This window comes from Ensifer adhaerens (assembly GCF_002940685.1).
GTDB lineage: Bacteria > Pseudomonadota > Alphaproteobacteria > Rhizobiales > Rhizobiaceae > Ensifer > Ensifer adhaerens_E.
In genome coordinates, this window is the sequence record NZ_PNFP01000015.1 from 177,713 (window position 1) to 190,946 (window position 13,234).

Below are 13,234 nucleotides of genomic sequence, written 5' to 3' on the forward strand. Positions count from 1 at the left end.
CAATGTGACGATTCAGCAACACTTTTAATGCTAGAGTTTGCTAGGATCAGACTCGTCCCGGCTATGTCCATTTCCCGCCACAAACAGGGAGCAGCGATATAGGGACAAGCCTGCAATGTGAGTGCGATACCTGCAGCGTTTGGGGTGAAATGAAACTTGGACCGACGACCGTCATAAGAGATGTGGCCTCCGGCACGCCCGTGCAAGTGGTCCATTAAAATGACTGCTTCGGGGACTATGTCGAAGTTTCATTGTGGAAAGGTTGCGCCGACTTTGTCGGCGGAGTTGGTGCAGTTCCCGGCGGCGGGTCGTCCGGGCTTGTGTGTTTGCAGCGGTGATGGGTTCGGCGTGGCCGGCTGGAACGGAAGAATTAGACTGTGATGCTTGCGGGTGAACTAAAGTCACTAAAGGTTGCGATACTCGGCGTGTCGCTGGCGGTCTGCGGGACCTTCGCCATGCCGGCCTACGCTTTTGATCCCGGCGCGGGTGTCACCAAGGAATCAGGTCCTTTTGCGCTCTTCAAGTTCGGATTTTCCGCCTACAAGAACGGCCGCAAGGACGAGGCCGTAGAGGCCTACAAATACGCGGCCGAGAAGGGCCACACCGGCTCCCGCTGGGCTCTCGCCAACATGTACGCCTATGGCGATGGCGTCGCCGAGAATGACCTCGAAGCCTTCAAGATCTACAGCGAGATCGCCCAGCAGGGCGTCGAGCCGGGCTCGGAAGACACCGGCTATTTCGTCAACGCGTTGATCTCCCTTGCCGGCTACTACCGCCGCGGCATCCCCGACAGCCCGATCAAGTCCGATATGGCCCAGGCGCGGCAGCTCTATTTCCAGGCGGCATCGACCTTCGGCGTCTCCGAAGCGCAGTTCCAGCTCGCGCGCATGCTTTTGTCGGGCGAGGGCGGCAGCGTCAACGTTCAGCAGGCCAAGAAGTGGCTCAACCGTGCGCGCAAGAGCGGTCACGCAGGTGCCATGGGGGTCTTTGGCAACGTGATTTTCCAAGAAGGCCAGACCGTTCGTGGTCTCGCGTTCATGACCGCGGCACTCGACCAGTGTTCGCCGAAGGATCGACCCTGGATGCAGTCGATGCAGGAGCAGGCCTTCTCGCTGGCGAGCGAGGATGATCGGCGCATGGCGATTTCGCTGTCGCAGAACCTGCACATGCAGGGCGACGACGACTGAGCGACTGGCGCTCCTGTTTTCAGGTGGGAACACTGGAGGCGGAAAGCTGCTCCAGAGAGATGGTCCCTAGACCGGCAGCCGGCTCAGGGACGAAATCCCGGGCAAAAGAACGGCAAGCGACTGCCGAACTTCAAGCGGCGGGCGAAAACGCAAACTTCCCGATAACGGGCACGTGGTCCGAAGGCTTCTCCCAGGCGCGCACGTGTTTGTCGATGGAAGTCGACACAAGGCGATCGGCGGCCTCCGGGGACAGCATCAGATGGTCGATGCGGATCCCGAAATTCTTCGGCCAGCAGCCGGCCTGATAATCCCAGAACGTATAGAGCGGCACAGCGTCCGATGTCGCGCGCACCGCGTCGGTGAAGCCGAGGTTGCGCAACCGGCGAAATGCGGCGCGTGTCTCGGGCAGGAAGAGGGCGTCGTTCTGCCAGACCTTGATGTCCCAGCAGTCGTGCTCCTCCGGGATGACGTTGTAGTCGCCGGCAAGGATGAACGGCTCCTCGAGCAACAGGCGCTGCTTCGCATAGGCCTCAAGCCGGCGCATCCAGGCGAGCTTGTAGGGGTATTTCTCGCTATCAACAGGGTTTCCGTTCGGTAGGTAGAGCGAGCAGACGCGGATCACGCCGCCCTCGACCGAGAAGACACCTTCGATGAAGCGTGACTGCTCGTCCGCCTCGTCGCCGGGCAGGCCGCGATTGACCTCGTCCGGCCTGAGCTTGGAGAGCAGCGCGACGCCATTGAAGCCTTTCTGGCCGTGCGTTTCGACGTGATAGCCAAGCGCCTCGATCTCGAAGCGCGGAAAGCCTTCGTCCACCGACTTGATCTCCTGCAGGCAGACGATATCGGGTCCGCCTTCCTTCAGCCAGGCCAGCAGGCTGTCGATTCGCGCCTTGACGCCATTGATGTTCCAGGTGGCAATCTTCATGGCTCGAAACGCCCTTCCGTGTCGGTTATGTCCTTGGCGGGCTCAGTTCTAGCCGCTCCGGATTCTTTTGACAAATCCGTTACCTGCGGGATTTTCAACTGGGCGAATGGCGCCCGCGGGCGGCCCGCCTCGGGAGGTCACGGCCGATACGGTATACGCCACCGGCATCGAATTGATTCCGCCCGATGGCCGGCTATAGTCCCGCCCATGATCGATCTCGTGCAGAATTACTGGCCGCATATCCTGGCGCTCTTGTCCTTCGCGCTTGGCATCCCCGCGGCCATTCATGCCGCGATGACGAAGGACGACGTTCGTGCCGCGGCTGGCTGGGTCGGTATCGTCCTGCTCTCGCCGATCGTCGGCGCGCTGATCTATGCCGTTGCCGGCATCAACCGTATCCGGCGTTCTTCGATTGGCTCGCAACGCGCCCTGTTGCGCGGGCAGGGGCCGGATCAGTTCGGCCGCTTCGATGTTTCGGAGACTGACATATCCGGGGAGTTCGGCGAGCGATTTGCAGCGATGAAGATCCTCGGCGACCGCGTTTCGCGCCATAGCATATGCACGGGAAACCGTATTTCGGTGCTCGCTGGCGGCGATGCCGCCTATGCCGCGATGCTGGACGCGATCGCAGGCGCACGGCGTTCGATCCTTCTGGAAAGCTACATCTTCGATCGCGACGTCATCGGACTGCGCTTTGCCGATGCCCTGATCGCCGCGGTGGCGCGCGGCGTCGAGGTGCGCGTGCTGATCGACGCGGTTGGCGCGCGCTACTCGGTGCCAAGCATTGTCGGTCACCTGGAGGCGGCGGGCGTTCCGACGGCGGTCTTCAACGGCAACATCATCATGGGGTTGCGGCTGCCCTATGCCAATCTGCGCACGCACAGAAAGATCCTCGTCGTCGATGGTCAGGTCGCCTTTGCCGGTGGAATGAACATCCGGGCCGGCTTTACCAGCGAGATTGCCGGTCAGGAGCCGGCGCAGGACACACATTTCCGCATGGTCGGGCCGGTGGTCGCCGATATCTTCCAGGTCTCCGCCGAAGATTGGCAGTTCTCCAGCGGCGAGGTTCTGGCGGGCGGCGCATGGACGATCGAGGAGGCGCCGCTGCCGGTGGCTGAGCCGTCGGTGCTGATGCGCGCCGTGCCATCAGGACCCGACGCCACCAACGAGACCAATCACAAGATGCTCATGGGCGCGTTCTCGGTCGCGCAGAAGAATATCCGCGTGATGTCGCCTTATTTCCTGCCGGACCGCGAACTGATCAGCGCGCTCGTTACCGCGGCACGCCGAGGCGTGGAGGTGGACATCATCGTCCCTGCGGTCAACAATCTGCTGCTGGTTGACCGGGCGATGACGGCGCAGTTCGACCAGGTGCTGAAGGGGCATTGCCGCGTCTGGCGGGCCAAGGGCGCCTTCAACCATTCCAAGCTTTTGACGGTGGACGAGCGTTGGGCCTATGTCGGGTCCACCAATCTCGACCCGCGTTCATTGCGCCTCAACTTCGAGTTCGACCTTGAGGTTCTCGACCATGGCTTCGCCGAGGCGATCAACGGCACGATCTCCGACATTCTCGCCTCCGCCGAACCGGTCACCCTTGAGAGGTTGCGCAAGAAGTCCTTCGCCGATCGACTGGCGAACCGCATTCTCTGGCTCGGATCGCCCTATCTCTGATGTGAACAGCTCCGTTCGTCGCTGGAACGGAGCCGGCCAAGAAAACTCCAGGAAACTGGCGTCAGATGGAAAAACTCGTTCCGCACCCGCAGCTTGCGACCGCGTTCGGATTCTTGATCTGAAACGACTGGCCGAGCAGATTGTCGACGAAGTCGATTTCCGAGCCGCCCATATAGACGAGCGACAGGCTGTCGATCAGGACCTTGGCTTCGTCCTTTTCCAGCACCAGGTCATCGTCATTGCTGCTGTCGACGAGGTCGAATTTGTAGGAGAAGCCCGAGCAGCCGCCGCCTTCGACGGACACTCGCATGGCGTTGTTGTGGCTGTCGGAGCGCAGGATCGTGGCGATCCGCCTTGCAGCAGCGTCCGAAAGGGTCACGGTTTCATGCGTCATTTCTGCCTCCTGCCGGGGTCAAGAACCGGAGAGAATTGCCTTGTGTTCAAGCATTCGACCTGGCCGTTTCCGGGGGCTTTTCAAGACCGGCGGCCAAGCCGTTGCTTCCGCTTGCGGAATCGGTCGATCTTGCGTCACGCGCTTCCGTAGCTTTCACTATAGGTATGAAGGCTTGAATGCCCCGTCAATGGGACGATGAATTAGGTGGAATATGACATTCGACAAAAATGCGCTCGGCTTCGGTTATGGTGAACATGCGCCCTTTGCGTCGAATCCCTGGATGACGCGCGGCAGGCTCTTTCCTGAAGCGACGAGCGCCACACGCTCCGATTTCCAGCGTGACCGCGACCGCATCGTGCACACGACTGCATTTCGCCGGCTGAAGCACAAGACGCAGGTCTTCATCGCCGCAGACGGCGATCACTATCGCACACGCCTGACGCACACGATCGAGGTGGCGCAGATCGCCCGCGCTCTGGCGCGCGCGCTCAAGCTCGACGAAGATCTCGCCGAAGGCGTCGCGCTCGTTCATGATTTCGGCCACACGCCCTTTGGCCACACTGGCGAGGATGCGCTTCACGAGATGCTGAAGCCCTATGGCGGCTTCGATCACAACGCCCAGTCCCTTCGCATTGTCACCAAGCTCGAGCGGCGCTACGCCGAGTTCGACGGGCTGAACCTGACCTGGGAGAGCCTGGAAGGTCTGGTCAAGCACAATGGTCCGTTGTTGACCGCGGACGGTGAGGGCACGCGAGGGCCCGTGCCGCAGCCGATCCTCGATTATTGCGCGCTGCACGATCTGGAGCTTGCGAGTTTTGCAAGCCTTGAGGCGCAGGTCGCCGCCATCGCCGACGATATCGCCTACAACACCCATGATATCGATGACGGTCTGAGGGCTGGCTATCTCACCTTCGAAATGCTCGAAGACGTGCCGTTTCTCGCGCGCCTGATGCGCGAGGTTCATGATCGCTATCCCGGTCTTGAAAGCAGCCGCTTTACGCATGAGATCATGCGTCGCCAGATAACGGCGATGGTGGAGGATGTGATCGGCGTCGCCCAGCAACGGATCGCCGAGATACGCCCGCAAAGCGCTGCCGACGTGCGCCAGGCCGGTAGGGTGATGGCGACCTTCTCCGAGGAGATGGGCGAGACGGACAAGCAGATCAAGCGCCTGCTGATGACCCGGATCTACCGCCATCCTGAAGTCATGCGCGTGCGCGAGAATGCCGCCTCGATCGTCTGCGATCTCTACCGTGCCTTCATGAACGATCCGCAGTTGATGCGCGAGCACTATTGGATCGACCAGATTGCTGGAATGGCCGAGCCGGCGCGGGCGCGGCACGTGGGCGACTACCTCGCCGGGATGACCGACACATTCGCGATCAGCGTGCACAAGCGCTTGTTTGACCATACGCCGGATTTGCGCTAGGGACGCCCCGCCCGGAGGCTTGCGGTTCGGCCGAACCGAGCCTCCTTTTTGAGTTTTGCACCGGTCACGCGTGGCCGGGAAAAGCGGACGGATCAGATGAATCTCTTCACGGACTTCGAATCAAGAATTAAGGACATTCTCGAAACGCTTGAAAGCGTTCGAGAAAAGCGATCCGAGCTTGACTTCGGCCGTGTCAATGTCGAGCCCCCGCGCGATCCGAGCCACGGTGATGTTGCGACCAATGCTGCGATGGTGCTGGCAAAGCCGCTCGGCATGAACCCGCGCGCGCTTGCCGAACTCATCGTCGAGAAGCTCAAGCAGGATCCGGAAGTCACCGACGTCTCCGTCGCCGGCCCGGGCTTCATCAATGTCCGGCTTTCTGTCTCCTATTGGCAGAAGCTGCTGTCGGCTATGGTGCGTTCCGGTCTCGACTACGGCCGCAGCGTTGTCGGTGGTGGCCGCAAGGTCAACGTCGAATACGTATCGGCCAACCCGACCGGCCCGATGCACGTCGGTCATTGCCGTGGCGCCGTCGTCGGTGACGCGCTCGCCAACCTCTTGGCCTTTTCCGGTTACGAGGTGACGAAGGAATACTATATCAACGACGCCGGTTCGCAGATCGACGTCCTCGCACGGTCGGCTTTCCTGCGGTACCGCCAGGCGCTCGGCGAAGAGATCGGCGAGATCCCGCCGGGTCTTTATCCGGGCGACTATCTCGTGCCGGTGGGCGAGGCGCTGGCCGACGAATTCGGCACCAGCCTCCGGCTGATGCCCGAAGACAAGTGGATGCCGCTTGTCAAGGACCGGACGATCGACGCGATGATGGCGATGATCCGCGAGGATCTGGCGGCGCTGAACGTCAACCACGACGTCTTCTTCTCCGAGCGTACGCTGCACGCGAACGGTGCTGCCGCCATCCGCACGGCGATCAACGACCTGACCTTCAAGGGCCACGTCTACAAGGGCACTCTGCCGCCGCCGAAGGGCCAACTGCCGGAGGATTGGGAAGATCGCGAGCAGACGCTGTTCCGCTCGACCGAAGTCGGCGACGATATCGACCGCCCCCTGATCAAGTCGGACGGCAGCTACACCTACTTCGCAGCCGACGTCGCCTACTTCAAGGACAAGTTCGACCGCGGCTTCGACGAGATGATCTATGTGCTCGGCGCCGATCACGGCGGCTACGTCAAGCGCCTGGAAGCGCTGGCACGGGCCGTCTCCGGCGGTTCGTCGAAGCTTACGGTTCTCCTGTGCCAGCTGGTCAAGCTCTTCCGCGACGGCGAGCCGGTGAAGATGTCGAAGCGTTCGGGCGACTTCGTCACGCTGCGCGACGTCGTCGACGAAGTCGGTCGCGATCCGGTTCGGTTCATGATGATCTACCGGAAGAACTCGGAACCGCTCGACTTCGACTTTGCTAAAGTAACAGAACAGTCCAAGGATAACCCGGTCTTCTACGTGCAGTATGCGCATGCGCGCTGCCGGTCGGTGTTCCGTCAGGCGGCGGAAGCATTTCCGGGCCTGAACCTCGAATCGGTCGATCTCGCCGGTGCCGTTGCGGGCCAGATCATGGATCCGGCGGAGCTCCAGCTCGTCGCCAAGCTCGCAGAATATCCGCGGGTCATCGAGGCCGCGGCACTGGCTCAGGAGCCGCATCGCATAGCGTTTTACCTGTATGATCTTGCCGCCGCCTTCCACGGACATTGGAACAAAGGTAAAGAGAATCCGGAATTACGTTTTGTTAACGATAAAAATAGAGAATTAAGTACTGCCAGACTCGGGCTGGTGCATGCTGTCGCTTCGGTATTGAAATCCGGCCTGTCTATTACAGGCACCTCCGCACCGGAGGAAATGCGATAAGTATTGTCACCATTTTCCCACAATGCACTGGCACAGCGATACAGGCAATTGTGAGTGGAGAGCATGGCAGACAAACAATTCGCACGAAGCGGGCCGGCTGAATTCGATGTATTGGCAGACGATGATCCGTTGGCCGAACTCGCCCGGATCGTCGGTTACGATGCCCGGCCGGCCGTCCAACAGTTGCAGGAACTGCAGCGACACCAGGAGGCGGTGCGTCAAGACCCCGCCTTCGATCTCGAAGACGAGCTTCTTCGCGCCTTCGACAGCTACGACGCGCCGCGGTCCACGCCGCAGCCGGCTCCAATCCAGTCGGCTCCGGTCGAAGAGCCCCGGTTCGAACCGGTAGCCGAACACGTCGTCGTTAACGAAGAGCCGGCGGCGGAACCCGTCGTCGAGCTTGAAGAGCCGGTGTTCCTCCAGCCCGAGCGCGTCGAGGCAGCTCCGGCGCCCGTCGTTGACGAGGACTATGCCGAGGTTCACGCCTTCTCCGTGGCGCCGCAGGTTGCCGAAGCCGGCAACGTCGAGGCCGTCGTTGACGAGCCGGCGTTCGACCTTGAGCGCGAACTCGAGTTGTCGCTTGGCGAAGCCGATCTGTTGTCGGACGACGTTGCCGAGGTTGCAGCGCACGTCGAGCCGCAGGATATCGATCCGCGTGATCAGTTCGTCGATGCACGGCAGGCGCCGGCCGTCGAAGCTGCTTCGGTCTGGGCCGAGCCGGCTCCGGAAGCATTTTCGGCCTATGAACAGCCGAGCGTCGATGTCGTGGCCGAAGAGCGCGAAATTGAGCCTTCCTACCAGGAAGACGTGGCCGCAGCTCAGGCAGTTATCGAGCAGGACGCTGTCCGCGACGATCTCCTGGCCGATATCGAACGGTTCCCGGTTCCTCCGGTCAGCGCGATGGTTGCCGCTGCGGTTTCTTCGCATCCGGCCCTCCATGCGGAAACGCATCCTGTCGTGGCACCGGTGGTGACGCCCGTCGCCGCGACGGCTCCGGTCAAGAAGAGCCCTTATCCGTTTACGCCGACCTTCAGCCGGGCGACGCCGGTCGCATCCGCCTCGGGTGCCAGCCAGCAGCGTGCCTTTGCAGGTCCGTTGGTGTCGTCGGTCGCCCCTGTCGCGGCACCGGTTGCCACTGTGGCCGCTGCCCCCGTTCAGGTCGCCGAGCCCGTGGTCGAAGTGGCCGGGCCAGTTGCCCAGCCGGAGCACGAGCCGAGCTTGGACATCGAGAATTTCGAAATGGCGCTCTCCGACGAGGCGCTGAAGCTCGACTTCGCCGACATCGCCGCAGATGAGCCGGTTGTCGCCGCGGTCGTACCGCAAGCGCCGGTACAGCCGGTGGTGCAGGCCGTTGTTCCTCAGCGTGAGCCGGAGCGGTTCGTCGAGCCTTACGTCGCGCCCGCGCCTGTCGAGCGCCAGGAAGTACAGCCCGAGAGCACGCTGCCCTTCGACCCGTCGATGATTGCCGAAGCCGAAAACGGCGTCGCGCCGATCGCCGACATGGACGTTCCGCAGTTGCCGGTGATCGAAACGGAAAAGCCCGTTGCCTATCCCGCCGACTACGATCTCGATATCGATGCGGAAATGGCGCAGCTCTTCGGGACGCCGGCTCCGGTCAAGGAAGCCCGCTCGGCTCCCGCCGAGAAGGCAGAGTCTGCTCGTCCGGCGCCGGCCGCAGCCGTTGCTCCGGCCCTTGGCCAGGGTTCGCTCGACGATTTCGACGAGTTTGAGAAGGCGATGGAAGAAGACTTCCGCCGCTCGATCGTCGAGCGTCCGGCGGTTGCCCGCGACGCCGAACGGCTTTCGGCCGCGCAAAGCCAGCAGGATGCCGGCGAGTACCGCGAGTATGGCACCGGCCGGCGTTCGCAGCGCACGATGCTGCTGGCGGCAAGCGTTGCCGGCGTCATCATCCTTGGTGGCGCTGCCGTCTACGCCTGGATGGGCGGTAGCGGCGCGGTTAGCTCGGCCGAAGGTCCGAAGATCATCCTGGCCGACAAGGCTCCGGTGAAGATCGTTCCCGAGGAGAAGGGCGGCAAGACCGTCCCGAACCAGGACAAGGCGGTTTATGACCGCGTCGCCGGCGCGCAGGCCGGAGCGCCGCAGCAGGAAGCACTGGTTTCTTCGACCGAGGAGCCGATGGATGTCGTCCAGAAGACGCTGACCCCGGAGACCCTGCCGCTCGAGGGCAACGACGAGGCCGAAACCCTGCAGACGGCACTGCCGACGGACGAGGACGGCGATCGCTTGCTGCCGGATGGCACCAATGCCGAGACCGCTGCGCAAGATGAAGACAAGACGCCCGCCGTCGCACCGAGGAAGGTGCGCACGATGATCGTCAAGCCGGATGGAACGCTCGTCGCTCGCGAAGAGCCGGTTGCCGCACCTGCGACCGACGTCGCCGGCACGACCCAGCCGCTGCCCGCGACGCCTTCGAACGACGTCGCCGCGGCTGGCCAGGCTTCGGCCAACACCGACCAGGTAGCGCTTGCCGCAACGGGCAACGCCAACATCGAGCAGGTTCCGGTCCGTAGCGTAACGACAACGGCTTCTGCCGGTGGCGACAAGGCGCCGACGCCGCAGACCCGGCCGGCGGCAAAGCCGGTCGAAAATGTCCAGCCGGCGCAGGAACAGGCCGCTCTCCCGGCCGAGACGCAACCGGCCCAGCAGGTTGCCACGGCATCGGTTCCGGCCGGTGGTTACTTCATCCAGGTCGCGTCCCTGCCGTCCGAGGCCGAAGCACAGAAGTCCTACAACAGCCTTTCCAACAAGTTTGGAAGCGTCATCGGCGGCCGCGGTGTCGATATCCGCAAGGCGGAAATCGCCGGCAAGGGCACCTACTACCGCGTCCGTATCCCGGCCGGTTCCAAGGAAGAAGCAAACGCTCTGTGCTCCAAGTACAAGGGCGCCGGCGGAAGCTGCCTGGTTACCAAGTAAGCCTGGCATGACGGATAGAGTTGGAGAAGGGCGCGGCTCAGGAGCCGCGCCCTTCGCCTTTTCAGGGCTTTGATTGTCCCCGGGCCTGATGTCGGGCTTTGTGCAGGGCCTTGTGCATGAGTGGCGGGGCTTCGTCTTTGTGGCTTCGCGCCGGGCGGCGCGCGCTCTATGCTCTTTGAATGAGCGAATCAAAAGCATTTATCTCCGGCTGCAAGGGCCTTTCCCTGACGAATGAAGAGCGCGACTTCTTCGCAGGAGAACGCCCCTGGGGCTTCATCCTGTTCGGCCGCAACATTGGCGAGGAGCGGCAGATCTCGGATCTGGTGGCTGCCCTTCGCGACAGCATCGGCAATCCGAACGCACCCGTGCTCATCGACCAGGAAGGCGGACGCGTTCAGCGCATCCGCCCGCCGCTCGTACAGCAGTATCCGAATGGGGCGGCGATCGGCGAAATCTATCGCCGCGACGTGCAGCTTGGCCTGCGTGCCGCGTGGCTGATGGGCCGCCTGCATGCCTTTGACCTGATGCGCTTCGGCATTACCGTCGATTGTTTGCCGGTGCTCGACGTGCCGGTGCCCGGCAGCCACGACGTCATCGGCAATCGTGCCTACGGCCATGATCCAGAGACAGTCACGGCAATCGGCCGTGCGATGGGCGAGGGGCTGAAGGCCGGCGGCATGCTGCCCGTGATGAAGCACATGCCCGGCCACGGTCGTACCTTCGTCGATTCGCATCACAACCTGCCGGTCGTCAGCGCCACATTCGATGAGCTTGCCGCGAGCGACTTCCTGCCCTTCGTTGCGATGAAGGACGAGGTGATGGCGATGTCGGCACATATGGTGTTCACGACGATTGATCCGGACAATCCCGCGACCACGTCGGCGAAGGTCGTGCGCGAAATCATCCGCGGCCATATCGGTTTCGATGGCCTGCTGATGTCGGACGACGTGTCGATGAATGCGCTGGCGGGCGACATGACGACCCGCGCGCGCAACATCATCGCCGCAGGACTTGATCTCGTCTTGCATTGTCATGGCATAATGGAGGAAATGAAGGCCGTCGCGGATGTCGTGCCGGTGCTGGCCGGCGAGAGCTTGCGCCGGGCGAGGGCCGCGCAAGCGGCCTTCCGGGCGCCGGATGGTGAGAACGAAGTCGATCTTCGGGCGGAATTCAACGCCCTGTTTGCAACGGTCTGAGGCAAGCAGAAGGCTGAAGGAAAGGATCGGGCTGCCAGTGAGCAATGCGGGCGAAAGACAAGGCAAGCCTGCGTCGAAGGCGCCGATGGAGCCCCTGTGGCAGGACGAGACGTCCGAGCGCGGATTGCATGAGGAAGCGCTGGTGGTTGATATCGCCGGCTTTGAAGGCCCGCTTGACCTCCTGCTGCACCTCGCCCGTAGCCAGCGTGTCGACCTTTCGCGCATTTCTGTGCTGGCGCTTGCCGAACAATACATCGCCTTCATCGAGCGGGCGCGCAGCATCCGCATCGAGCTCGCCGCCGACTACCTCGTCATGGCGGCATGGCTCGCCTACCTGAAATCGCGGCTGCTGATCCCGCAGCAGGCGAAGGATGAGGGACCGTCCGGCGAGGAGATGGCTTCGGCGCTGGCCCTCCGGCTGAAGCGCCTGGAGGCGATGCGCGAGGCGGCGACGCGGCTCATCAACCGAAACCGTCTGGGGCGGGACGTCTTCGTGCGCGGCGCGCCGGAGCATATCGTCACCGAGAAGAAATCGGGCTTCGACGCCTCGCTTTATGATCTCCTGAGCGCCTATGCGAGCCTGCGTCAGCGGCAGGCCGTAACCCAGGTGACGATCGAGAAGCGCCACGTCTGGTCGCTGTCGGATGCGCGGCTGATCCTGGCGCGCATGATCGGCGAGCTCGACGACTGGACCGCGCTCGACCACTTTTTGATCCGCTACATGGCGACACCGAAGGAGCGGGCGACGGCGATTGCCAGTTCTTTTGCCGCGTCGCTCGAAATGGTTCGCGAGGGGCGCCTGGAGATCCGGCAGGAGGCGGCTTTCGCGCCGATCTATCTGCGGCGCGGACCGAACCCGATCGATGCGGAGACACTTGCCGAAATGGAGGCAGCCCGTGGCTGAAGCCCAGAAGTATCTGCCCGGCGTTCCCGACGATGACGATGAAATCGAGGCGGCATCCTTCGATCCCCGGCTCGAGCAGGAAGCCGAGCGGATCGCCGAAGCCCTCGTGTTCGCTTCGGCGCAACCGGTGTCCGAGGCCTATATCGAGAGCCGCCTGCCGCGCGGCGCCGATGTTCGCGGGATCATGCTGCGGCTGAAGGCGCTCTATGCGACTCGCGGCGTCAACCTCGTCCAGGTGGCCGACCATTGGGCCTTCCGCACCGCCGCCGATCTCTCCTTCGTCGTTCAGACGGACGAACCGGAGGTCCGCAAGCTTTCGCGCGCTGCCCTCGAAGTTCTGTCGATCATCGCCTACCATCAGCCGGTCACGCGCGCCGAGATCGAGGATATCAGAGGCGTGCAGACCTCGAAGGGCACGCTCGATGTGTTGATGGAAGCGGGCTGGGTCCGCTTTCGCGGGCGCCGGCGCACGCCCGGGCGTCCGGTGACCTTCGGCACGACGCGCGATTTTCTGGATCACTTCGGGCTCGAGGAACTGCGCGACCTGCCGGGGATCGAGGAACTGAAGGGGGCGGGCCTGCTCTCGGGCCGCGTGCCCTCGAACCTCAATATCCCCGTGCCCACCGGTGACGACGACCTGGCCGAGAACGAGGATCCGATTACCCAGCTCGATCTGGAGGAACTGGGGCTCTTGACACCGAAGGGCGAAGAAGCCGATTAGAAAAACCTGATTATAG

10 protein-coding genes are annotated in these 13,234 nt (G+C 62.8%); 8 read left to right on the forward strand and 2 right to left on the reverse strand.

Translation table 11 applies throughout. The features are described from left to right. Positions 1–380: 380 nt before the first annotated feature. Positions 381–1,187, forward strand: a complete 807-nt coding sequence (exoR, locus tag C1A35_RS26725) for an exopolysaccharide production regulator ExoR (protein WP_104667267.1) — start codon at positions 381–383, stop codon at positions 1,185–1,187. Positions 1,188–1,317: 130 nt separating this feature from the next. Here the strand turns inward: exoR and xth are convergent, their stop codons facing one another. After that, the gene (gene xth, locus C1A35_RS26730) at positions 1,318–2,112 is read right to left on the reverse strand and encodes an exodeoxyribonuclease III (protein WP_104667268.1); all 795 of its coding nucleotides are present in this window, start codon (positions 2,110–2,112) and stop codon (positions 1,318–1,320) included. A gap of 207 nt (positions 2,113–2,319) precedes the next feature. Here xth and C1A35_RS26735 point away from each other — a divergent pair, with 207 nt between their 5' ends. Beyond that, positions 2,320–3,783, forward strand: a complete 1,464-nt coding sequence (locus C1A35_RS26735) for a phospholipase D-like domain-containing protein (protein ID WP_104667269.1) — start codon at positions 2,320–2,322, stop codon at positions 3,781–3,783. A gap of 61 nt (positions 3,784–3,844) precedes the next feature. On the opposite strand, the gene erpA is transcribed toward C1A35_RS26735, so the two are convergent. After that, positions 3,845–4,177, reverse strand: coding sequence for an iron-sulfur cluster insertion protein ErpA (erpA, locus tag C1A35_RS26740; protein ID WP_104667270.1), 333 nt, complete (start codon positions 4,175–4,177; stop codon positions 3,845–3,847). Positions 4,178–4,388: 211 nt separating this feature from the next. On the opposite strand from erpA, the gene C1A35_RS26745 reads away from it, so the two are divergent. The 6 genes from C1A35_RS26745 to scpB all read left to right on the forward strand — a co-directional run bounded on the left by C1A35_RS26745 (position 4,389) and on the right by scpB (position 13,218). Continuing rightward, a complete protein-coding gene (locus C1A35_RS26745) occupies positions 4,389–5,606 on the forward strand; it encodes a deoxyguanosinetriphosphate triphosphohydrolase (RefSeq protein ID WP_104667271.1) in 1,218 nt (405 codons plus the stop codon). A 96-nt stretch (positions 5,607–5,702) separates the two neighbouring features. Then, positions 5,703–7,463, forward strand: a complete 1,761-nt coding sequence (gene argS / locus C1A35_RS26750; protein ID WP_104667272.1) for an arginine--tRNA ligase — start codon at positions 5,703–5,705, stop codon at positions 7,461–7,463. 63 nt (positions 7,464–7,526) lie between these two features. Next, positions 7,527–10,397, forward strand: a complete 2,871-nt coding sequence (locus C1A35_RS26755; RefSeq protein WP_104667273.1) for an SPOR domain-containing protein — start codon at positions 7,527–7,529, stop codon at positions 10,395–10,397. Positions 10,398–10,576: 179 nt separating this feature from the next. Further along, positions 10,577–11,593, forward strand: coding sequence for a beta-N-acetylhexosaminidase (nagZ, locus tag C1A35_RS26760; protein ID WP_104667274.1), 1,017 nt, complete (start codon positions 10,577–10,579; stop codon positions 11,591–11,593). A gap of 37 nt (positions 11,594–11,630) precedes the next feature. Then, entirely contained in the window at positions 11,631–12,497 is an 867-nt protein-coding gene (locus tag C1A35_RS26765; RefSeq protein ID WP_440271566.1) for a segregation and condensation protein A, read from the forward strand. Next, the gene (scpB, locus tag C1A35_RS26770) at positions 12,490–13,218 is read left to right on the forward strand and encodes an SMC-Scp complex subunit ScpB (RefSeq protein WP_104667275.1); all 729 of its coding nucleotides are present in this window, start codon (positions 12,490–12,492) and stop codon (positions 13,216–13,218) included. The genes C1A35_RS26765 and scpB overlap by 8 nt, the downstream gene beginning before the upstream one ends. Positions 13,219–13,234: the final 16 nt, after the last annotated feature.